Below are 22,183 nucleotides of genomic sequence, written 5' to 3'. Positions count from 1 at the left end.
TCCGGGCAACACGTACGGTGGAGGCGCCATGGCCGACGGAACCGCTCGCACCATCACTCTCATCGTCGTCGACGACCACCCCGTCGTACGGGACGGTCTGCGCGGCATGTTCGAGTCGGCTCCGGGCTTCGAGGTGCTCGGCGAGGCGGCCGACGGTGTCGAGGGCGTCGATCTCGTCGCCCGGCTCGACCCGGACGTCGTCCTGATGGACCTGCGGATGCCGGGCGGCGGCGGAGTCGCCGCGATCGCCGAACTCGTCCGGCGCGGCGCCCGTTCCAGGGTGCTCGTTCTCACCACCTACGACACCGACTCCGACACCCTGCCCGCGATCGAGGCGGGTGCGACCGGCTATCTGCTCAAGGACGCGCCCCGGGACGAGCTGTTCACCGCCGTCCGCGCCGCCGCCGACGGCCGCACCGTGCTGTCGCCCGCCGTCGCCACCCGGTTGATCACCCGGGTGCGCACGCCCGGTGCTCCGGGCAACGAAGCGCTCTCCGCACGCGAGCGCGAGGTGCTCGAACTCGTCGCCAAGGGCACCTCCAACCGTGGCATCGCCGCCGAACTCTTCATCAGCGAGGCGACGGTGAAGACCCATCTCACCCACATGTTCGCCAAACTGGGCGTCAAGGACCGCGCCGCGGCCGTCGCGGTCGCCTACGACCGCGGCATCCTCGGCTGACCCGGTCCCTCCCGCGCCCGCCCCTTCACTCCCTGACGCGCAACAGCACCACCGCCCGCGCCGGCACGGTCAGCAGCTCGTCGCCCCGGTGCACCGTGCCCGGCGCGGTGGTCTGGTCCTCCCGCGAGGTGTCCAGCACCAGTTCGTACGTCTGCGCCCACGGCGGACCGGGCAGCCGGAAACCGGTCGGGCGGTCGGCGGCGTGCAGGATCGCCAGGAAACTGTCGTCCGTCACCTGCTCGCCACGCGCGTCCCGGCCCGGGATGTCACGCCCGGAGAGATAGAGACCGATCGTCGCGGCCGGTGCGTACCAGTCCCCCTCCGTCATCTCCGCACCGTCCCGGGTGAACCACGCCAGGTCGCGCAGCCCGTCCGGGGCCTGCGGCCGGCCGGCGAAGAACGCGCGGCGGCGCAGCACCGGATGGGTGTGGCGCAGCGTGAGCAGTCGCGCCGTGAGCTCGGTCAGCTCCCGCCACTGCGGCTGGTCGAGCAGCGACCAGTCCAGCCAGCTGACTTCGTTGTCCTGGCAGTACGCGTTGTTGTTGCCGCCCTGCGTACGGCCCATCTCGTCGCCCGCCACCAGCATCGGCACCCCGGTCGACAGCAGCAGCGTGGTGAGCAGATTGCGCAGCTGGCGGCGGCGGAGCGCGTTGACATCGGTGAGGTCGGTCTCGCCCTCGGCGCCGCAGTTCCAGGCCCGGTTGTCCGACGTCCCGTCCCGGTTCCCCTCGCCGTTGGCCTCGTTGTGCTTCTGCTCGTAACTGACCAGGTCGCGCAGGGTGAAGCCGTCGTGCGCGGTGATGAAGTTGACCGAGGCGTACGGGCGCCGGCCGCCCCACGCGTACAGATCGCTGGACCCGGTCAGCCGGTAACCGAGATCCCGGACGTCCGGCAGGGCGCCGCGCCAGAAGTCCCGCACGGCGTCGCGGTAGCGGTCGTTCCACTCGGTCCACAGCGGCGGGAAGGCACCCACCTGGTAGCCGCCGTTGCCGACGTCCCACGGTTCGGCGATCAGCTTCACCCGGCGCAGCACCGGGTCCTGGGCGATCACCGCGAGGAACGGCGACAGCATGTCGACGTCGTGCATCGAGCGGGCCAGCGCCGCCGCCAGATCGAAGCGGAAGCCGTCGACGCCCATCTCCGTGACCCAGTACCGGAGCGAGTCCGTGATCAGCCGCAGCACATGCGGCTGCACCACGTGCAGGGTGTTGCCGCACCCGGTGTAGTCGGCGTAGCGGCGGGCGTCGGACTGGAGCCGGTAGTAGCCGCGGTTGTCGATGCCGCGCAGCGAGAGCATCGGACCGAGCTCGCCGGCCTCCGCCGTGTGGTTGTAGACCACATCGAGGATCACCTCGATGCCGGCGTCGTGCAGCGCCCGCACCATCCGCTTGAACTCGCCCACCTGCTGGCCGTTCGTACCGCTGGCCGAGTAACCCGCGTGCGGGGCGAAGTAGCCGATCGAGTTGTAGCCCCAGTAGTTGTGCAGTCCGCGCCGGAGCAGATGGTCCTCGTGGGCGAACTGATGCACCGGCAGCAGCTCCACCGCCGTCACCCCGAGCCGCCGCAGATGACCGATCGCCGCCGGGTGGGCGAGTCCGGCGTAGGTGCCCCGCAGCTCCTCGGGGATCCCGGGGTGCAGTCGGGTGAAGCCGCGCACGTGCAGCTCGTAGATGACGGAGTCGGCCCAGGGGGTCTTGGGGCGCCGGTCCTCCGCCCAGTCGTCGTCGTCGTGGACGACCACACCCTTCGGTACGTACGGTGCGGAGTCCCGTTCGTCGCGGACGGTGTCGGCGACCTGCTGTTGCGGCCAGTCCCGCACATGGCCGTACACCTCGGCCGGCAGGGTGAACGAGCCGTCCACCGCTCGTGCGTAAGGATCGAGGAGCAGCTTCGCGGCGTTCCACCGGGCCCCCGTCCAGGGGTCCCAGCGGCCGTGCACCCGGTAGCCGTACCGCCGGCCCGGCTGCACGCCCGGCACGAAGCCGTGCCAGATCTCATGGGTGAGCTCGGTCAGCGGGAGGCGGGTCTCGTCTCCGTCCTCGTCGAAGAGGCAGAGTTCCACCGCCTCGGCGCCGCCCGCCCAGAGCGCGAAGTTGGTACCCGCCACGCCGTCCGGACCCACCCGGAAGCGGGCCCCCAGCGGCGTGGGCGCCCCGGGCCACACGGTCGGTGGCCGCCGCTCGCCGGAGACCACCCTCCCCTCTGCCGGGCCGGCTCCCGCCTCCTCCGATGCCCGTTCCATCGCTTCTCTGACCGGTCCTGGCACTGCCTCCTGCTCGGCTGCGCTCGACACCTCTCAGCCTCCCGCGGCTCATCTGGACCCGGCACCGAGGAGGAGCGCACGGCGTCCCGGCCGCGGCTCCCCGAGTGTGGTCCTCCCCTCTGTTCTGCCCACGGCGGGGCCCCCACTCACGTTTCCCCCGACTGACCCCGGTCGTTGGGGGGACGTGAACCATGTAGCGAAGAAGACAGGGGCGAGCGCGGCCACCGTGCTGACAGCGGGACTACTTGTCGTGCTGGCCGTCCTGACCGGCTGTACCGAGGACGAACCCGTCGTCGGCGAGAAGCCGAGAGCGCCTCAGTACGCGATCAGGATCACCCCGCAGGACGGGGTCAGGAACGTCGGGCCCGACGACCGGATCGAGGTGAGGGTTCCCTCCGGGCGGCTGGAGCGGGTCGAGGTGATGCGGATCGAGGACGCGCAGCAGCGGGAGGTACCGGGCCGGATCGCGCGGGACGGCCGCTCGTGGGCCCCGCACGGCGCATCGGGCCGGCTGGCCATGGCGGCCAAGTACAGCGTCGACGTGGTGGCCCGGGACGGGGCCGGGCACCGGTCGGCCCGTCACGCCACCTTCACCACCGCGGTTCCCGGACACCAGCTGATCGGCTACTTCAAACCGGAGAACCGGGCGACCGTCGGTACCGGGATGATCGTCTCCTTCGACTTCAACCGGGAGGTCGGCGACCGGGCCGCGGTGCAGCGGGCCATCCGGATCACCGCGAGGCCGGCGGTGCCGGTGGTGGGCCACTGGTTCGGCGGACGGCGGCTGGACTTCCGCCCCGCCAGGTACTGGAAGCCGGGCACCGAGGTCACCGTCGCGGTGGCGCTGCGCGATGTGGAGGCCGCCCCCGGGGTGTTCGGCAGCCAGCAGAAGACGGTCACCTTCCGGGTGGGCCGTTCCCAGGTCTCCAGGGTGGACGCCGCCCGACACACCATGGTCGTACGCCGCAACGGCCGGGTCGTGTCCAAGCTGCCGATCACGGCGGGCGCCCCGGGCACGGACACCTACAACGGGAAGATGGTGGCCACCGAGATGCACGACGTGACCCGGATGGACGGCCGGACGGTCGGCTTCGGCGGCGAGTACGACATCAAGGACGTACCGCACGCCATCCGGCTCACCGACTCCGGAACCTTCCTGCACGGCAACTACTGGGCGTCCGGTGACGTCTTCGGCTCGGCCAACGTCAGCCACGGCTGTGTCGGGCTGGCCGATGTGAAGGGCGGCAACGGGTCCACCCCGGCCCGCTGGTTCTTCGACCGGACGCTCATCGGGGACGTCGTCGAGGTCGTCAACTCCAAGGACGAGCAGGTTGCGCCGGACAACGGCCTGGGCGGCTGGAACCTGAGCTGGACCCGGTGGAAGGAGGGCTCCGCGCTCCGCTGACGTGACCGGCCGCCCGATGCCTCGCCCCGGGTCCGCGGGGCCCCGGGACGGCGACCGGGCCGGACCGGTACGGCTGCGCCCCCGCACCACCCGTCACCTGGGGAAGTCCCGTGGCAACTTGGGACTGAACAGTGACATCCGAGGGGCGTTCTCCTGACGGTCAGTGTGATTATCTGTCGCTGAGTGCGCATGTTCGGCGCGCGGGGGCAGGGGCCTTGAGGCCCCCGGGGCCATGGCGGGGCCAGGCCGTGTGAGGGGAGACGACCACATTGAACGGGCAGCCGATATCGGGGACATCGGTCCGGGCGGCCGGCGGGCGGCGCGGCCGGGGGGCCACCGGACTGCTGGCTCTGGTACTGGGCGCGATGCTGTTGCTGGTGACGGCGTGCGGCGGGGGAGACAGCGAAGCCGGGAACAAGGGCGGCGGCAGCAGCGGCAAGGGCAGGAGCGCGGACACGACCGCCTCGCAGGCGGTGGTGACCATCGCGCCCAAGGACGGCGCGGACTCCGTGGCCACCAGTGGAGCGCTGAAGGTCTCCGCGGAGCAGGGCAAGCTGACCGCGGTCAAGGTCGCCGGCCCCAAGGGCGTGGCGGTCGACGGCAAGATCTCGGCGGACGGCACCAGCTGGGAGCCCGATCAGCACCTGGCCGCGGCCACGAAGTACAAGGTCCACGCGATCGCCGAGGACTCCAAGGGGCGTGAGTCCGCGAAGGACACCACGTTCACGACCCTGGTCCCGCAGAACACCTTCATCGGGCAGTACACGCCGGAGGACGGTTCCACGGTCGGTGTCGGCATGCCGGTCTCGATCCACTTCACCCGCGGCATCACCGACCCCGAGGCGGTCGAGAAGGCCATCACGGTGACGGCGGATCCGGCTGTACAGGTCGAGGGCCACTGGTTCGGCAACGACCGCCTCGACTTCCGTCCGGAGGACTACTGGGCGGCGGGCACCAAGGTGACCGTGAAGCTCAACCTCGACGGGGTCGAGGGACGCCCGGGGGTCTACGGCAAGCAGGCCAAGACGATCTCGTTCACCATCGGCCGCCGCCAGGTCAGCAACGTCGACGCGAGCACGCACCGGATGAAGGTCGTTCGCGACGGCAAGCAGATCAGGGACATCCCGATCTCCGCGGGCGCCCCGGCGACCACCACGTACAACGGACAGATGGTCATCAGCGAGAAGCTCAAGGTGACCCGGATGAACGGTGACACCGTCGGCTTCGGCGGCGAGTACGACATCAAGGACGTGCCGCACGCGATGCGCCTGTCCACGTCCGGCACCTTCATCCACGGCAACTACTGGGGAGGTTCCGGCGTCTTCGGCTCGACCAACACCAGCCATGGCTGCGTCGGTCTGCAGGACGTGCGCGGCGCCTGGAGCAGCAAGACGCCGGCGGCGTGGTTCTTCGACCACTCGCTCATCGGTGACGTCGTGGTCGTGAGGAACTCCAGGGACAAGACGATCCAGCCGGACAACGGTCTCAACGGCTGGAACATGAGCTGGGCGGAGTGGACCAAGTAGTTTCCGCCCGCACGGAAACGGTTTTCCCGCACGGTGTGCGACAGGCCCGGTGCTGTGACCAACGGCACCGGGCCTGTCCGCGTTAGCGACGGTTAACCTGCCTTCCATGACCGTAACCCTCGAAGCAAGCGACGGCGTCGGCACGATCCGGCTGGACCGTCCGCCCATGAACGCGCTGGACGTCGCCACCCAGGACCGGCTCCGTGAACTCGCCGAAGAGGCGACCCGGCGCGACGATGTGCGCGCCGTCGTTCTCTACGGCGGCGAGAAGGTGTTCGCGGCGGGCGCGGACATCAAGGAGATGCAGGTGATGGACCACGCGGCGATGGTCGTGCGGTCCAGGGCGTTGCAGGATTCCTTCACCGCCGTGGCCCGCATCCCCAAGCCCGTGGTCGCCGCCGTCACCGGCTACGCGCTCGGCGGCGGCTGCGAGCTGGCGCTCTGCGCCGATTTCCGGATCGCCGCCGACGACGCCAGGCTGGGCCAGCCCGAGATCCTGCTCGGCCTGATCCCCGGCGCGGGCGGCACCCAGCGGCTGGCCCGGCTGGTCGGCCCGTCCAGGGCCAAGGACCTCATCTTCACGGGCCGCCACGTCAAGGCCGAGGAGGCGCTGACGATCGGCCTGGTGGACCGCGTGGTTCCCGCGGCCGAGGTGTACGAGCAGGCGCACGCCTGGGCGGCCCGGCTGGCCAAGGGGCCGGCCCTGGCGCTGCGTGCGGCGAAGGAGTCCGTCGACGCGGGGCTGGAGACGGATCTCGACACCGGTCTGACGATCGAACGGAACTGGTTCGCCGGTCTGTTCGCCACCGAGGACCGCGAGCGCGGTGTGCGCAGCTTCGTCGAAGAGGGACCGGGCAAGGCCAAGTTCCTCTGATCGAACGCCAGTTGGGCACAGTCGACCGCGGGTTTATCCATGCGAGCGGATTAGCTGAGCCTTAAGGGAACCTTAAGGCTCAGCCCTCCGACCCTGTTGGCAAAGTCGCTCGGACGAGGTGTTCGCGCAGGTCGGTGAGGGTGTCGAGGGGTGCATTCTGCCTCTGGCATATGCCTGTCGACCGCTGCGGAATGTCTGATTCCGGGGTAGGGATTCCCGCGGAACGGCCCCGGAACGCCCGGCGTGCGGCCATGATGGTGGGCATGGCGGGCCTGGAGGGTGTGGAACAGCCGCGGCAGCGCAGCGGCGCGACTGCGGCGCGCTGGATGCCGGCCGTCGAGGACGAACAGGCGTTCAAAGCGCTGGAGTTGTTCGGGAATCCGACGGAGGGCGAAGTCCGGCTGCCCTCCCGTCCGGAGTCGGCGGCCACCGCGCGGCGGATCACTTCGTGCGTGGTGCTGCGCCTGTGGGCGCTCTCCCCGCAGACCGCCGAACATGCCGTGCTGCTCGTCTCGGAGCTGGTCGGCAACGCGGTGAGGCACACCGGCGCCCGGATCTTCGGGCTGCGGATGCTGCGTCGCCGCGGCTGGATCAGGATCGAGGTGCGCGACCCCTCGCGCGGACTGCCCTGCCTCATGCCCGTCCAGGAGATGGATGTCAGCGGCCGTGGGCTCTTCCTCGTGGACAAGCTCTCCGACCGCTGGGGCGTCGATCTGCTGCCGCGCGGCAAGACCACCTGGTTCGAGATGCGGATCTCCGACCGCTGAGCCGGTCCCGCTGCCGCCGCCCCTCCCTGTGACGCACAGAAGCCCCCGGTCTGCCGTGGTGCGGCACTGCGGGGGCTGCTGTGTGGGGACCGTGAAATGGGGGGTGTGTTCACGGCCGCATAAGACGACCTGGCCCGGGTCAATGGGGGTCGTGGAACCGACTATGGCAGATGGGCGACCGTGGAGCCAAAAGAGCTAATCGGATAAATTTGGTCATACCGTGACACTTTACTGATGAATCGTAGGTGTGATGGGTCACTGGCCTGGCATTGAGTGCATGCCTATGTGTTTCGGCGGGTGAATCGTCGATGAATCAACCTGCCGGTGACGCGCCCGTCGACAGCTCGAAGTGAGGCGGAATGGGTCAATCGTTATTTGCCCGACATTGCGCCCCCTACTGTTCTGCTCATGGACGCCTCCGAGACCCCTGTGCACCGCCGCAGCACACTGCGTGCCGGCGCGGGGGCCGCCCTGGCCGGAGTCCTCGCGGCCGGGTGCGCGGACGGTGGTTCCGCCGCGAACTCCTCGGGGAGGGCCCCTGCAAAGGCATCCGCGAAGACCCCCGGGGGGACGCGCCCGCCGGTCCCGCGCCCCGCGCCCGCCCCGCGCCACTTCCCCGGGCAGCCGGCCGAGATCGGCCACGGCCCCCGCGACCGCGCCCGCGTCGCTCTCACCTTCCACGGCCAGGGCGAACCCGCCGTCGCCCGGGCCGTGCTCGCCGAGGCGGAGCGGGCCCACGCCCGGATCACCGTCCTCGCCGTCGGGAGCTGGCTCGACGAGCACCCCGAGATGGCGCGACGGATCCTCGACGGCGGTCACGACCTCGGCAATCACACCCAGCACCACGTCGGCATCTCGGGGATGGGCGAGGCGGAGGCGTACGCGGAGATCACCGGCTGCGCCCGGCGACTGCAGCGGCTCACCGGCTCCATCGGCACCTGGTTCCGGCCCTCCCGCACCCAGCACGCCACCCCGCTCGTCCAGCGGCTCGCCCGCAGGGCGGGATACCCGCACGTCCTCTCGTACGACGTGGACTCCCTCGACTTCACCTCGCCCGGGGCCACGGCCGTCACCCGCAAGGTCGCCGGAGAGATCCGTAACGGATCGGTGGTGAGCCTCCATTTCGGCTACGCGGACACGGTCGCCGCACTGCCTGTCCTCCTCACCGAAATCGACCGGCGCGGATTGCGTGCGGTGACGACCACGGAGCTGCTGACCTGATGCCTCCCTCCACCGAACGCACCGCGGCCCTGCTCGGGGGCGTCCTCATCGCCGTGCTCGCGGGCTGCGGCGCCCCCGCCGGGAAGGGGACGGCCGAGACGACCGCCGGCACCGAGGCCGCCGCGCCTCCCGACGCTCCGGCGAACGCCGCCCGGAAGCAGGTCGCCCCGGCCGTACCGCCCGGACTGCCCGGCATGCCGCCGGTGCTCGACCCCCGGGACGTGTACTCGGCCGACCGGGCCGGAAAGCTGTCGCCGGTCGTCAAGGACTTCCCGGCACGGGTCTACGTACCCAACACCAACTCCGACACGGTCTCGGTGATCGACCCCAGGACGTACAAGGTCATCAAGACGATCCCGGTCGGCCGCCAGCCGCAGCATGTCGTCCCGTCCTGGGACCTCAAGACGCTCTGGGTCAATAACGATCTCGGCGACAGCCTCACGCCCATCGACCCGGCCACCGGAAAGGCGGGCCGGAAGGTCGCCGTCTCCGACCCGTACAACCTGTACTTCACACCGGACGGCAAGTACGCGGTCGTGATGGCCTCGATGGAACGGAAGCTGGTCTTCCGCGACGCCCACACCATGAAGACCGCCAAGACCGTGCCGGTGGACTGCGGGGGCGTCAACCACGCCGACTTCTCCACGGACGGCCGGTACTTCATCGTCTCGTGCGAGTTCTCCGGCGAGCTGCTCAAGGTCGACACGGCGAAGATGAAGGTGATCGGCCGACAGAAGCTGCCGTTGCACGGCGCCATGCCGCAGGACGTGAAGCTGTCGCCCGACGGCAGGACCTACTACATCGCGGACATGGTCGCGAACGGCATGTGGGTGCTGGACGGAAAGAAGTTCACCACCCCGAAACTGCTCCGCACCGGCAAGGGCGCCCATGGCCTGTACATCAGCCGTGACTCCAGGAAGATGTACATCTCCAACCGTGGCGAGGGCTCCGTCTCCGTCTTCGACTTCGCCCGGAACAAGCTGACGGAGAAGTGGCACCTGCCGGACGGCGGCAGCCCGGACATGGGCGGGGTCTCGGCGGACGGCAAGGTCCTGTGGCTGTCGGGGCGTTACAACTCCGAGGTGTACGCGATCGACACGGCCAGCGGAAAGCAGCTTGCCCGGATCCGGGTGGGCAGCGGGCCGCACGGGCTCGCCGTCTACCCGCAGCCGGGCCGTTACTCGCTCGGCCACACCGGCGTCTTCCGCTGACCGGTCGCCGCCCGTGGCTCAGCCGGCGATCAGCAGGGCCTCCGAACCCACCGGCCGGTAGCCCGCCGCCTGGAACGTCCGCACACTGCGGGCGTTCCCCGGCGACTGCTGCGCCCACACCACATCGGCGGGCACCAGGTGCCGGGCCGCGCGCGCCAGCCGCTCGCCCAGGCGGCGGCCGCGCGCCTCCTCCGCCACCTCGACCGCCGTCTCCCAGCGTCCGGCGACCCCACGGCCGAGGATCAGCACTCCGCCGTCGGCGGCCCAGACCCGTACCTCGTCGCGGAACTTCATCGCCCTGGCCACCCGTGGGTGTTCCGGGTCCTGGATCTCGCGGAGGGCGATCTCCGGGCCGCCCGGCAGGGCACTCGCGGCCGTCAGCAGGTCGATGGTGTTCATGTGCCTGCCGGTACGGGCCAGCAGCGCGCTCAGGAAGTGCGGATTCATCGTCGCGGCGAGCGGATCGCCGGGGGTCGCGGCCAGCGCGGCCCGTACCCATGCCGGATCCTCGTCGGTGAACACGACCGAGTGCGCGGTGAACGCCAGCACCCCCGCGTCCCGCGCGTTCGGCTGCGCCACCACCGTCGTCGACCCGTCCGGCGACGGGAACCGTCCGTGCGCGGCAGCCGTCAGGATCTGCGCCAGCGTCCCGTTCATGAAAGGTTCCCCTCCCGGGTCCCGGGCCCGCCGGTCGTCCGCGGGCACCCCACCCATGATCGACGACCGGCCGCCGCAAGGGGTAGCCCGTGCGCCCGATAATCTGGCCCCGTCAGATAGGCATTACGAAGGGGCGGAACAGTGGCGGACATCGAGTCGGCGCGCAAGGCGTTCGAGCGGTACGACCTGAACGGCGACGGGCTGATCTCGGCCGCCGAGTACAAGAGCGTGATGGCTCAGCTGGGTGACCCCTACGTCACCGAGCCGGTGGCCCAGGCCGTCATCAACTCCCACGACACGAACGGTGACGGTCTCCTCACCTTCGACGAGTTCTGGGCCTCCCAGAACAGGGCCTGACCGCCGGAAGGACCCCCGGCCCTGCGCGGCCGGGGTCCGCCGGACACCGGGCCGCCGCGGCCCGGCCGGAACCGCCCGTCGGGCACCGGTGCATGCCGACCGGCCCGCTGCCGGTGAGCCGGGGCGGACCGCCCGAATCTCAGGACGTCCTCCGGTACGGTGCCCAGCCACGCAGTTCGTCGTCGCGCGGGGCGCAGACCACCTCGGGCGCGCCGGGCCCGAACACCATCACCGGGCGGGACGCGTTCCAGGCCGGCCAGCCGGGGTCGCCGGTGGCGGCGAACCGTACCCACGCCGCATGCATCGCGTCCGCCAGCTCCTGCGGGGCGTCGGCGCCGGTCAGCGCCACGGTGTCGGGCCGGTCCAGGGTGTCGAAGACGAAGCCGATCTCCAGCGCATGGCAGGCGCCGAGCCGGCGCACCGGGCTGGGCCAGCCGAACTCGTACAGATAGGTGCGGCCGGAACCGTCACCCCGGGCGTCGGCCACACGGTTCAGCGGGACGCGCAGCAACAGGTCGGTGGCGAGCGCGCCGAGCAGCTCGCCCGGCGTGGCCGCGGGCCGGTTCGCGCGGTAGGTACGCGCCGTGGCGCGCGGCACCCTGAACTTCAGGAGGGCGAGCCGCAGTTGGAGGCGGCTCAGCCGCTCCGTGAGACCGCTGGGGACGAACCAGAGCCGGTACTCCTCGCTGTTCGAGCCCATCAGCAGATCGACCCCGGCTGCCGCGCCTGCGCGCAGCGCCTCGGCCGGATCGCGGGGCAGCAGCTCTCCGTCCACCACGATCTGGAAGGAGTTCCCGCCGGTCAGCGGGGTGCCGCCGCTCGTCACCGCGGACTGCGCGGCCAGCAGTTCGGCCGGCTCGACGGTGGCCAGCGCCGCGGCCGTCGCCGCCACACCCAGCCGTTCGGCGATCAGCTCGGTGGTACGGCGGCCGGCCTCCGGGGAGAGCGCGGCGGGCGCACCGCTCTGCAGCACCGCACGCCGGAACAGCCCTTCCGCGCGCGGGGCGGCCAGCAGCGCCGCGATGCAGACGGCCCCGGCCGATTCGCCGCAGAGCGTGACCTGCCGCGGATCGCCGCCGAACGCCGCGATGTTCCGCCGCACCCACTCCAGGGCGGCCAGCTGGTCGAGCAGGCCACGGTTGGCGGGGGCATCGGGGAGGACCCCGAACCCCTCGACCCCGAGGCGGTAGTTGACCGACACCAGGATCACCCCGTCGCGGGCGAACGGCGCCCCGTCGTACAGCTCCACCGCCGATGAGCCGTGCAGCAGCGCACCGCCGTGGATCCACACGAGGACGGGCAGCCCGGTCCGTGCGGGCGACGGCGTCCACACATTGAGGTTCAGGCAGCCCTCACCCGCCACCTCGGGGTCGGGCAGCAGCTCGTCCAGCGGAGGGGAGTAGGGCCGCTTGGGGGCGGTCGGGCCGAACGCGACCGCTTCCCGCACGCCCTCCCAGGGCTCTGCCGGCTCCGGCGCCCGGAACCGGCGGGGGCCGGTCGGCGCGGCCGCGTACGGGATGCCGCGGAAGACCGCCACACCCTGTTCCAGGGTGCCGCGCACCACGCCGTCGACCGTGCTGACGAGTGGAACCGGACCGGTTATCCGATGAGGTACGACAGTCATGAGGTGGCATCGGCCCTTCTGCGGTGTGGCGGTGGTACGCCGGCGCCGGCGCCGGCGTCGAAGCGGCCGGAGCGCGGCGGACGGGGGCCGGCTCCCGTCGGGGCGCCGCACCTCCACGGGGACCGGTGAGTCCATACGTACCCGTTCCGGTGCCTCATCCATCCGGATCCGGGCCGTACGGGGGAGACACCCTGCCCCGTACGGCCCGGGCCGTACGGGCCCTGGCGGGCGCCGGTCGCCGAGGGACGGCGGCGGACCGGTGTCCCTCGGCGGCTGTTTCGGCCTGCTGGACGAGTTCGGCCGGTTCTGGCACCCCGGCCACGGGGTCAGGCGGCGAAGTTCGGGGACAGGGAGTGCTGTTCGTCGATCTCCGTCAGGTCGGGGCGGGTGTACCGCTCCGCCCGTGCGTGGTAGTCGAAGTCCCCGCGGACGAGCCCCCGGTAATCCTGGATGCACCGCTCGAGGGCGACGCGGGTGAGGCCGTCGATGTGCGCGGCAGCTATCTCCTCGGCGAGCTCCGTCTCCGCCTGCTGAACCCGTTCGGCGATCCAGGCCAGCCATCTGCCGGCCTCGTCGACGGCCTCCTGGACCGTGCCGCCACGGTCCCGCTGTATGAGCCGGACCATATTGTGCTCGTAACCGAGTACGGACTCTTTCTCGAAGGAGCAGATGTCGTTGCAGAGTCCCGAATGATCGGACACGGCATTGCGCAGGGCGATATATGCGGGAAGGGAGCGGGCGGATTCCGGGAGATCTATTCCAGCGGTGATCTCGTGCAGATCGAGGAACGGCTGCATGGCCACCGAGTCGCGGCGGTGCTTCACGAAGTCGGCGGTGCTCGGCACATGGCCCGCGACCCGGTCGACGGCCTCCGCGTAGTACGTCCACAGCCAGGCGACCGTGTCCCGGCGGAACTGCCGCACCCAGCGCGGCGAGCGGCCCTCGCAGGTCCGGGCCATCAGACCGTCGAGTGCGTGCTCCATGGAGCCGTTCGGCGCGCGCGTGCCGTCGAGCACGTCCACCAGTCGGGAGATCGCCTCCTCGCACATGCGCGGGTCGCGTCCGGCCGGTCCGTCGTCGAACTCGTCGTCGACCAGGAACGCCCAGAACAGCCACTGGCAGAAGAGGTCGAGGTGTTCTTGCGAGGCGGCCGGGAATATGAGTGATATCCAGAGCTCGGGGCGCGTCCGGATCATCTTTTTCTGAGCCACGGGGGACAGTACGAGATCGTTGGATTCCGCCCACTCCCAGGCGGCCAGTCTGGTCTTCTGGATGCCCGGATTGCAGCCGGTGCTCTCGAATGGCATGCGAAACTCTGGAAGCGTAATTTTGCTCATGGTGCCCCTCGTCTGAACGCTACGGACAGGGAATGGGGATGAGTCGAATTCGCGAATCACTGCGGGGGTGGTGAATGGCCGGTTCTCGGAGGAGCTCATCGCTGTCCTCTTTCCTCCGCCGTGGCCGGACATCGGAGCCGGGCCGGGGCCTCGGCCGCGGACCGTGCCTCGACACCGATTGCGTCACCACTCGTCACGTCCAGTGAACCCCTAGAGGGGTGGTGGAGGGAAGCTTTTTGTGACCGAAAGTGCATGATCGACGTGAACGGATGCTCGCTTGTGAGCAGTTGGTGGGCTGTTGGGTCGAATGGAGGGGACAGCCGGCGGCGCGAAGTGTCCGGTTCGCGTGTGAGCGACACGGCGACACGGCTGCAGCCCGGCGCCGGAAGGGCAGGCGCAGCCGGTGTGCGGTATGCCGGAGTCATGAACTCGCAGCGGCTTCTGCACTCGCTCCACGAGTCCCGGCGGCACCCGCGGGCATTCCTCATGCTGCCGTTCGCCCTGATCGCCACCGTGACCGTGGTGGACATCATCGCGCCGCCGGACGTCCACCTCGGGCCGTTCCTCCTGGCGGCGCCCGCTGCGGCGGCGTCGTTCGCCGGCCCCCGGATGACTGCCTTCGTGGGAGTGGTCGCGGTGCTTGCGCAGTCCCTGGTGGCCGCTGTGCGCACCAGCCTCAACGACCTCAACCACACCTACCAGATCATCGCGCTCTTCCTCGTCTCCGCGCTCTTCACCGTCTTCGCCCATCTGAGGGAGCAGCACGAGCGTGAGGTGAACCAGCTCCGGGCGGTGGCAGAAGCGGCACAGCGCGTGCTGATGCAGCCGCTGCCCACGCAGATCGGCTCGCTGCGCATCGCCTCGGTCTATCTCGCCGCGGAGGCGGAGGCCCAGCTGGGTGGTGATCTCTACGCGATCGCCCGTACGGCCGACGGCACCCGGGTGATCGTCGGCGACGCCCGGGGCAAGGGACTGGACGCGATCGGCGAGGCCGCCGGCGTCCTGGGCGCGTTCCGGGCCCTGGCCCACCGGGAGGCACGGCTGTCCGATCTGGTGGGCCATCTGGAGGACGGGGTCACGGTGAACCGGGGCGGAACCGTGCAGCGCGAGGGGGAGGACGAATCCACCGCGGAAGCCTTCGTCACCGCGGCCGTGCTCGACATCCCCGACGCCGCGTCCGAGCTGCAGCTGGTCAGCTGCGGCCATCCACCGCCGCTCCTGCTGCGGGCGGGCCGGGTGTCCGCGCTGGAGGTGGCGGAGCCCGATCCGCCTCTCGGGCTCGCGCCACTGCTCGTCACCGAGTTCACCACGGAGACCTTCACCTTCGACATCGGTGACGTGCTGCTCCTGTACACCGATGGCGTCGTCGAGTCCCGTGACTCGGAGGGCCTCTTCTATCCGCTGTCCGAGCGCATCGCGTCACAGCACGGGCAGGGACCTGAGTCCCTGCTGACGTATGTGCGCGCCGATCTCCTCCGCCACGCGGGTGGGCGACTGGGCGACGACGCCGCCATGGTCGCCATCGAACGTCTTCCGCACGCGGCGGCGCCGGCCGACTGAGAGAGGCTGCCGCTGCCGGACGAGGACCCCGTGAGCGTGGTCGGCGTCCGGCACCCACCCGGACGTGGACCCCGTCGGCGGTGTCCTTGTCGACCGCCGACGCGGGCCACGGCGGCGCGCCGGCCGGCCACGGGGCCCGATCGGGCCGCAGGGGAGGGCGCCCCGGTTCAGCCCGCGGGCAGCGCGGCGACGAGCGCGGCCACGAGAGCCGCGCGCTCGGGCATCCGGGCGAGGTCGACCCACTCGTGCTCGGCGTGCGCGCCGCCCCCGACCGCGCCGAGGCCGTCCAGCGTCGGGGCGCCCGCGGCCGCGCACAGGTTGCCGTCGGAGATGCCACCCACCGCCGCCGACCCCGGCCACGCAAGGCCCAGCAGGTCCGCGCAGTCGCGGGCCACGGCCAGCGGCCCGCGGGCACTGGCCTCCTCCAGGGGCGGCCGGTTGATGCCCCCGGTTATCTCGAACGGCAGTTGCGCGGTCTCGGCCACGAGACGGCGCAACGAGCTGTCGACCTCCTGCTGGGCCTCCGTGTCGGGGGCCCGGACGTCGACGACGACATGTGCGTGGTCCGGGACGGTGTTCTGCGTCGTCCCCGCGCCGGCCATCGTCGGGGTGACCGTGACCTGCCCGTCCGCCGTGGTGAGGGACTCCAGCCGGACGACGATCCGGGCGAGGTCGATCAGCGCGTTGCGGCCCTTGCCGGGTTCCAGTCCCGCGTGCGCGGCCTGACCCGTGACGTGGATGTCGTAGAACGACCAGCCCTTGCGCGCATGCTTGAGGGCGCCGTCGTCCGCCGCGCCCTCCAGTACGAGCGCCGCCCGTGCCCCGCGCGCCCACTCGGTGGCGAGCGCACCGCCGCAGGGGGAGCCGATCTCCTCGTCGGCGGTGACGAGGAAGGCGGCGGCGGGCTCCTCCGCGCAGACCTCCCGCAGGCGCGCCAGCGCGTACAGGCCCTGGATCAGGCCGGCCTTCATGTCGAAGACGCCGGGGCCCGTGGCGCGTGAGCCGCTCACCAGGAACGGGCGGCGTTCGAGCGTGCCCAGCGGCCACACGGTGTCGAAATGCCCCACGAGCAGCACCGGTGGCCGGTCGGACGGGCCCGTCCGCCACAGCAGGCCGCCGGGCCGCCCGGTGGCGTCGTCGTCCGGCAGCCGCACGGGCTTGCCGCCGAGCAGACGGGTACCGATGTCGGCCAGCACCTCGCGGCACGCACGCAACGCGTCGAAGTCCGCGGACGGAGACTCGGCGGAGACCAGCCGCTCCAGGTCCGCGATCATGGACGGCCCTTCGGCGGTGAGCCGTCGGAGCAGGTCACGCGGATCGGGTACGTAGGATGCTGACACAGCGGGACTCCTTTGCATCGGTATCGCCGAAGAGGGACGCCTCAGCAGGATCTCCCCTCCTGCCGCGTGGCGGTTTGTGCCCCTCCCCAAGCTTTGGAGCTGATTTCCGGTGGTCGAGCACAACGACGGGCCGTCGCTGCCGTCCGGCCCCGCCGCGCCCGCGGGCCCCGACACCCTGGTGACCCTCGCAACGGTCGTGGACTGCCTCGGACCAGGCACCGTCGCCGTACGGGCCGCCCCGCGCGGGATGGGGATCCCGGTCCGCTCGCTCGCCGTCCACGAGGGACCGGTGGGAGAGGGGCGGCAGGAGGACGTGCCGCCCGACGGACTGCTGCTGGGCATCGGAGCGGGAGGAGACCTGCCGGGCCTGGTCCGCAGGGCGGCCGAAGGCGGCGCGGGCGGTGTCGTCGTCAAGGACGGCGGGGACGAGACCGCGTACCGCGGGGCCGCGGCCCTCGCCGAAGCACACGGTGTGGCGGTGCTGGCGCTGGCGGCGGAGCAGCAGTGGACGGAGCTGATCGGGCGGCTGCGCGCGCTGCTCGCCGTGCCCGTCGGGCCGCGCCCGGGGCACGCCGCGGTGCTGGGCCGCAGACACGACCTGGTGAGCCTGGCCAACACCCTCGCCGAGCTGGTGCACGGCTCGGTGATGATCTTCACGCCGGGCCAGGAACTGCTCGCCGCCTCCCGGCTGGGCCCCGGTGACGACGAGATGCGGCGGACCGCGGTGCTGGACCAGCAGGGGCCCGCGGGGTACCGCAACCGGCTGGCTCAGCTGGGCGTGTACCGACAACTGTGGTCCGGCGCCGGGGTCGTCGACGTGGTGGCCGTACCCGAGCTCGGCGCCGGGCGCCGGCTCGCGGTGGCGGTACGTGCGGGGACCGAGAACCTGGGCTCGATCTGGGTGGCCGAGGGCGCCGAGCCGCTGGCCGGCAACGCTGTCACGCTGCTGGCGGACGCCGCGTCCGTGGCCGTCGGCGTGCTTCTCGGCCTCGGCCAGGAAGAGGTGGCCCGGCGCCGTCTGAACGAGGAACTGCTCGGCCGCGCCCTGCTCGGCGACGTCGATCCGGGCCTGGCAGGGGCCCACCTCGCCATCGCGCCCGGCACACCCGCCCTGGTGATGGCCGGCGACCTCTCCGGTCAGGACGCCGACCTCGGCCCCGCCGACCTGCACCGGGCCCGCGAGGAGGCCCTGCGCCACCTGGCCGGCTACCGATGGCGCGCGCTGGCCACCACCGGGCCGTCCCGGGTCGTCATCGTCCTGTTGGGCCCGGTGGACGGGGACGGTGTGCTGCGCGCCGCCGAGGGCGTGGCCGCGGCCGTGGGCGAGGCGGTCGGGGTGCGGCCCCGGCTCGGGATCGGTCCGTGCGTGGCCCATCTCGGCGAGCTGCCCGCCAGCCGCATGGAGGCGGAGCTCGTGGTGCGCGCCCTGGCCCGGCGCGGCGAGATCCGCAGCGCCCGGCTGGAGGACGTACGGGGCACCGCGAACCTGCTCCTGCTGAGCGAGGCCCTCTCGGCGGACCGACGGCTGCGGACGGGCCCGGTGGACCGGCTGCGCGAGCACGACCGGCGGCGCGGTACCGACTACACGGCGACCCTGGCCGCCTATCTGGACGCCTTCGGGGACACCGCCCGGGCCGCCCGGACGCTGAACGTGCACACCAACACCCTGCGATACCGGCTGGGCCGGGTGCGCGAGCTCACCGGACTCGACCTGAGCGATCCGCACGAGCGGCTGAACGCCGCAATCCGGCTCTTCGCACTCGGACCGGACACCGGTCCCGGTACATGAGCACAAGATGTCGGCGAAAAGTTCGTGCAGGACCACAAACCGTGAACGTGCCCCCGCTTTGCACACTGCTGAGCACGATCCGGTGTTCGGCACCGGCCCCTGACCGTTCGGTGCATTGCATGGAGGTGACAGATGGACGCGGACAAGAGCTACCGGCGCCCCTCGGCCCGAAGAGTGGCGACGACGACCGTCGCCGTGCTGTTCATTACCTGGCTGATCGACTACATCGACCGGCTGGTGATCACTCTGGCTCTGCCCGACATCGGTGAGGAGTTCCACCTCGGCACCACCTTGCAGGGCCTGATCCTCACCGCCTTCTTCATCACCTACGCGCTGATGCAGATACCGGGCGGCATCCTGGCCGACACCAAGGGCGCCCGCCGCACCATGGTGATGGCGGCCGGCGGCTGGACGATCTTCACCGCGGCGAGCGGACTCGCACGGGGACTGGCCTCGATGATGGTCGTCCGCGCCGTCTTCGGCGTCTTCCAGGGCATGTATCCCGCCGCCTCCATCAAGGCGCTCAGCGAGCGGACGACCCCCGAGCAGCGGCTGACGGCCAACGGCGTGATGTCCGCCTCCAACCCGCTGGGCTCGGCGATCGCCCCGGTGGTCGCCGCCCCGCTGATCGTCGCCTTCGGGTGGCGCGGGGCGTTCTGGGCGGTGGCCGTCCTCGGCCTGCTCATGGTGATCGTCCTGTGGAAGGGGCTGCCGCGTCCGCTGGCCGCCTCCGAGCAGCAGGAGCAGGCCCAGGCCGTCCCCACGCAGGTGCCGCTGCGCCAGGCACTCCAACTGCTGAAGTCGTCCATGATGTGGCGCTTCACCCTGATGTTCTGCGGCTTCAACATCATCGGATGGGGCCTGGTGTCCTGGGTGCCGTCCTACCTGCGCGAGAGCAAGCACGTCTCGCTCACCGGGGCCGGGCTGCTGGCCGGCGTCCCCTGGGTCGCGGCCGCGATCAGCATGATGGCGGGCGGGTACGTCTTCGACCGCTTCCTGCGCGGAAACCACCGACGGGTGGTGGTCCCGGTCATGGTGGCCACGGCCGGACTGCTGGCGCTGATGGTGCGGGCCGAGACGGCGACCGAGTTCATCGTCTGGGAGACCTGCGGCACGCTCGTCATGTACCTGGCCTACATGCAGATCTTCGGCCTGCCGCTGCGCATGCTGCCCGTCGAGTACGCCGGCGTCGGGGGAGGCATGGTCAACTTCGGCGGCCAGCTGGCCGGTGCCGTCTCCCCGTTCGTGATGGGCTTCCTGGCCGAACGGTTCTCGTACGGAGTGGCCTTCTCCTTCCTGGGGGTCGGCGCGGTCCTCGCGATCGTGGGCGCGCTGGTCACCCCGCAGACGCCGGAGGCGTTCCGCGCGGGTCTCGGCCGCCATCTGAAGACCCAGGACGTCGCCCCGGCCGTCCTGGTGGAGACCGCATGAGCGCCGACAGCCGGGCCGGACGGCTCAAACAGCTCGCCCGGGAGGCGATCGAGGGCTGCCGCGAGAGGCTGCTCGCGGTCAGCGACGACCTTCAGCGTCATCCGGAGACCGGGTTCCGCGAGCATCACGCCGCCGCGACGGTGGCGGGATGGTTCACGGAACTGGGCCTGCCGTTCGAGAGCGGACTGTCCGTCACCGGTGTCAAGGCGCGGATGACGGGGCGCTCGGCAGGCCCTGCCGTCGCGGTGCTGGGCGAGCTGGACGCACTGGTGCTGCCGGGGCATCCGCTCGCCGACCCGGTCACCGGGGCGGCCCACGCCTGCGGCCACCACGCGCAGGTGGCCTCGATGCTGGGCGCCGCGGTCGGCCTGGCCGCCGTACGGGAACACCTGGACGGGGACGCGGTCTTCTTCGCGGTGCCGGCCGAGGAGAGCGTGCAGCTGGAGTGGCGGCGCGAGCTGGTGCGCTCGGGCGAACTGCGGCACCTGGTCGGCAAGGCCGACCTCATCGCCCGCGGCGCATTCGACGACGTGGACATGGCGATGCTCTGCCACACGGCCGGGCAGGGCGCCCCGCCGCTGAGCGTCGGGGACAGCCACAACGGCTCGGTGGTCAAGAAGGTGCGTTTCACGGGGCGGGCCAGCCATGCCGGTTCGAGCCCCTGGCACGGGGTGAACGCGCTGAAGGCGGCGACGTTGGCGATCAGCGCCATCGACGCACAGCGTGACACCTTCCGTGACGAGGACGCGGTGCGGGTGAACGCCGTCGTGGTGCACGGCGGCGACGCACCGACGGCAGTTCCCGACCGGGCCGAACTCGAGATCGTGGTGCGAGCCCGCAGCCTGGAGGCGCTCCGCGGCGCGTGCGCCGCGGTCGACCGGGCGGTGCGGGCCGGAGCGCTGGCGCTGGGGGCCGTCGTCACGACCGAGAGCACCCTCAACTATCTGCCGCACCACCAGGACCCCGCACTCGTGGAACTGGCGCGGGCCAACGGCGCCGCACTGCTCGGCCCGTCCGCGGTGGCCGCCGGCCGGCACCGCGGCGCCTCGACCGACATGGGTGACCTGGGCGAGGTGATGCCGGTGCTGCACCCGTTCGCCTCCGGCGCCACCGGTGACGCGCACAGCGTCGACTACCAGGTCACCGACCACGCCTCGGCCGCGCTGGATCCGGCGGTGCTGATGGCGTGGTGTGTGATCGATCTGCTGAACGACGGCGCGGGCACCGCCCGTTCCGTCCTCGCGGCACGGGGAGCACGCCGCACGACGGCGCAGTACGCGGCCCTGCGGGCCGAGTTCGACGCCCTGACCTGTTACGACGGAGCCCGCGGCGAAGAGCGCGGGCCGGAAGGAGAGCTGTGAGTACTGCTGGGACCGGCAAACCGAGGCGTGTGCTCGTCACGGGAGCGGGCGGAGGCATCGGCGCGGCGATCGCGAGGCGGCTGCACGCCGACGGTGCGCAGGTGATCCTGGCCGACCTGCGCGCGGACCGGATCGGCCCCGTAGCGGCGGGAATGGCACGGCCCGAGGACGCCGTGCCGCTCGAGGTGGACCTGACCGACCGCGGCGCCCTGCCCGCGTTCGTCGACACGGCATGGGACGTGTGGGACGGTCTCGACATCCTGGTCAACGCCGCCGGCCTCTACCCCAGCGCTCCCTTGCTGGAGATGACCGACGACCAGTGGGACGGCGTCATCGACGTCAATCTCTCCGCGGTCTTCTCGCTGTCCCGGGCCTTCGCCCGGCGACTGGTCGCCGCCGGGGCGGGCGGGCACATCGTCAACATCAGCTCCGGGGCGTCGACCCGGGCCCGGCGTGGCGCGGCCCACTACTGCACCTCCAAGGCCGGGCTCGACATGCTCACCAAGGCCTTTGCCCTGGAGCTCGCCGAGCACAGCATCCACGTCAACGCCGTTTCGCCGGGCTTCATCGAAGTCGACAGCGAGGTCAACCCGCTCGGGGCCGACTACGTGCGGTCGATCCGCGGCGGCCAGCCCTGGCCCCGCGCCGGTGTGCCCGAGGACATCGCCGGAGCAGTGGCCTATCTGTGCGGTGACGACGCCGGCTGGATCACCGGCGCGTCACTGACCGTCGACGGCGGCGCGGGCACCGGCAACGCCGCCCTGCCGCTGAGCTGACCGGA

The 22,183-nt window shown here is 71.5% G+C and carries 18 protein-coding genes; 13 read left to right on the top strand and 5 right to left on the bottom strand.

Going from position 1 to position 22,183, the window contains the following annotated elements:
- Window positions 1-28 precede the first annotated feature (28 nt).
- Complete coding sequence (locus tag ACFVXE_RS10815) at window positions 29-679, top strand: response regulator (RefSeq protein WP_389670701.1); 651 nt, start codon at window positions 29-31, stop codon at window positions 677-679.
- A gap of 25 nt (window positions 680-704) precedes the next feature.
- Here the strand turns inward: ACFVXE_RS10815 and glgX are convergent, their stop codons facing one another.
- Window positions 705-2,921 (bottom strand): glycogen debranching protein GlgX, encoded by a 2,217-nt coding sequence (gene glgX, locus ACFVXE_RS10810; protein ID WP_389670700.1) that lies wholly within the window; start codon window positions 2,919-2,921, stop codon window positions 705-707.
- Window positions 2,922-3,126: 205 nt separating this feature from the next.
- Between glgX and ACFVXE_RS10805 the strand changes: the two genes are divergently transcribed.
- From ACFVXE_RS10805 to ACFVXE_RS10780, 6 genes are all read left to right on the top strand, one after another.
- Window positions 3,127-4,347, top strand: coding sequence for an Ig-like domain-containing protein (locus ACFVXE_RS10805; RefSeq protein ID WP_389670699.1), 1,221 nt, complete (start codon window positions 3,127-3,129; stop codon window positions 4,345-4,347).
- 269 nt (window positions 4,348-4,616) lie between these two features.
- Window positions 4,617-5,873: an Ig-like domain-containing protein gene (locus ACFVXE_RS10800; RefSeq protein ID WP_389670698.1), complete on the top strand. Its 1,257-nt coding sequence runs from the start codon at window positions 4,617-4,619 to the stop codon at window positions 5,871-5,873.
- A 106-nt stretch (window positions 5,874-5,979) separates the two neighbouring features.
- Window positions 5,980-6,747, top strand: coding sequence for an enoyl-CoA hydratase/isomerase family protein (locus ACFVXE_RS10795; protein WP_389670697.1), 768 nt, complete (start codon window positions 5,980-5,982; stop codon window positions 6,745-6,747).
- 251 nt (window positions 6,748-6,998) lie between these two features.
- A complete protein-coding gene (locus tag ACFVXE_RS10790) occupies window positions 6,999-7,514 on the top strand; it encodes an ATP-binding protein (protein WP_389670781.1) in 516 nt (171 codons plus the stop codon).
- Window positions 7,515-7,922: 408 nt separating this feature from the next.
- Window positions 7,923-8,735 carry a polysaccharide deacetylase family protein gene (locus ACFVXE_RS10785; RefSeq protein ID WP_389670696.1) on the top strand — a complete coding sequence of 271 codons (813 nt, stop codon included), beginning with the start codon at window positions 7,923-7,925 and terminating at the stop codon, window positions 8,733-8,735.
- A complete protein-coding gene (locus ACFVXE_RS10780) occupies window positions 8,735-9,946 on the top strand; it encodes a hypothetical protein (RefSeq protein ID WP_389670695.1) in 1,212 nt (403 codons plus the stop codon). Before ACFVXE_RS10785 ends, ACFVXE_RS10780 begins: the two co-directional genes overlap by 1 nt.
- 18 nt (window positions 9,947-9,964) lie before the next feature.
- Here ACFVXE_RS10780 and ACFVXE_RS10775 read toward each other — a convergent pair whose 3' ends face one another.
- Complete coding sequence (locus tag ACFVXE_RS10775; RefSeq protein WP_389670694.1) at window positions 9,965-10,603, bottom strand: GNAT family N-acetyltransferase; 639 nt, start codon at window positions 10,601-10,603, stop codon at window positions 9,965-9,967.
- A 141-nt stretch (window positions 10,604-10,744) separates the two neighbouring features.
- Between ACFVXE_RS10775 and ACFVXE_RS10770 the strand changes: the two genes are divergently transcribed.
- Window positions 10,745-10,960 (top strand): EF-hand domain-containing protein, encoded by a 216-nt coding sequence (locus ACFVXE_RS10770; protein ID WP_389670693.1) that lies wholly within the window; start codon window positions 10,745-10,747, stop codon window positions 10,958-10,960.
- 139 nt (window positions 10,961-11,099) lie between these two features.
- On the opposite strand, the gene ACFVXE_RS10765 is transcribed toward ACFVXE_RS10770, so the two are convergent.
- Complete coding sequence (locus ACFVXE_RS10765) at window positions 11,100-12,584, bottom strand: carboxylesterase/lipase family protein (protein ID WP_389670692.1); 1,485 nt, start codon at window positions 12,582-12,584, stop codon at window positions 11,100-11,102.
- A 326-nt stretch (window positions 12,585-12,910) separates the two neighbouring features.
- The gene (locus tag ACFVXE_RS10760) at window positions 12,911-13,891 is read right to left on the bottom strand and encodes a terpene synthase family protein (RefSeq protein ID WP_389670691.1); all 981 of its coding nucleotides are present in this window, start codon (window positions 13,889-13,891) and stop codon (window positions 12,911-12,913) included.
- A 453-nt stretch (window positions 13,892-14,344) separates the two neighbouring features.
- Between ACFVXE_RS10760 and ACFVXE_RS10755 the strand changes: the two genes are divergently transcribed.
- Window positions 14,345-15,481 carry a PP2C family protein-serine/threonine phosphatase gene (locus ACFVXE_RS10755; RefSeq protein ID WP_389670690.1) on the top strand — a complete coding sequence of 379 codons (1,137 nt, stop codon included), beginning with the start codon at window positions 14,345-14,347 and terminating at the stop codon, window positions 15,479-15,481.
- Between the two features lie 167 nt (window positions 15,482-15,648).
- On the opposite strand, the gene ACFVXE_RS10750 is transcribed toward ACFVXE_RS10755, so the two are convergent.
- The gene (locus ACFVXE_RS10750; protein WP_389670689.1) at window positions 15,649-16,821 is read right to left on the bottom strand and encodes a M20/M25/M40 family metallo-hydrolase; all 1,173 of its coding nucleotides are present in this window, start codon (window positions 16,819-16,821) and stop codon (window positions 15,649-15,651) included.
- A 109-nt stretch (window positions 16,822-16,930) separates the two neighbouring features.
- Between ACFVXE_RS10750 and ACFVXE_RS10745 the strand changes: the two genes are divergently transcribed.
- The 4 genes from ACFVXE_RS10745 (at window position 16,931) to ACFVXE_RS10730 (ending at window position 22,178) form a co-directional block, all read left to right on the top strand.
- Window positions 16,931-18,610, top strand: a complete 1,680-nt coding sequence (locus ACFVXE_RS10745) for a PucR family transcriptional regulator (RefSeq protein WP_389670688.1) — start codon at window positions 16,931-16,933, stop codon at window positions 18,608-18,610.
- Window positions 18,611-18,742: 132 nt separating this feature from the next.
- The gene (locus ACFVXE_RS10740) at window positions 18,743-20,041 is read left to right on the top strand and encodes an MFS transporter (RefSeq protein WP_389670687.1); all 1,299 of its coding nucleotides are present in this window, start codon (window positions 18,743-18,745) and stop codon (window positions 20,039-20,041) included.
- Entirely contained in the window at window positions 20,038-21,402 is a 1,365-nt protein-coding gene (locus ACFVXE_RS10735) for an amidohydrolase (protein WP_389670686.1), read from the top strand. Before ACFVXE_RS10740 ends, ACFVXE_RS10735 begins: the two co-directional genes overlap by 4 nt.
- Window positions 21,399-22,178, top strand: a complete 780-nt coding sequence (locus ACFVXE_RS10730; protein WP_389670685.1) for an SDR family NAD(P)-dependent oxidoreductase — start codon at window positions 21,399-21,401, stop codon at window positions 22,176-22,178. The genes ACFVXE_RS10735 and ACFVXE_RS10730 overlap by 4 nt, the downstream gene beginning before the upstream one ends.
- The last annotated feature ends 5 nt before the right edge of the window (window positions 22,179-22,183 follow it).

The sequence above is a fragment of the Streptomyces sp. NPDC058231 genome (genome assembly GCF_042882275.1).
Lineage (GTDB): Bacteria > Actinomycetota > Actinomycetes > Streptomycetales > Streptomycetaceae > Streptomyces.
The sequence above is the reverse complement of the archived record's forward strand: the minus strand, read 5'-3'. Positions and strand labels throughout refer to the sequence as shown.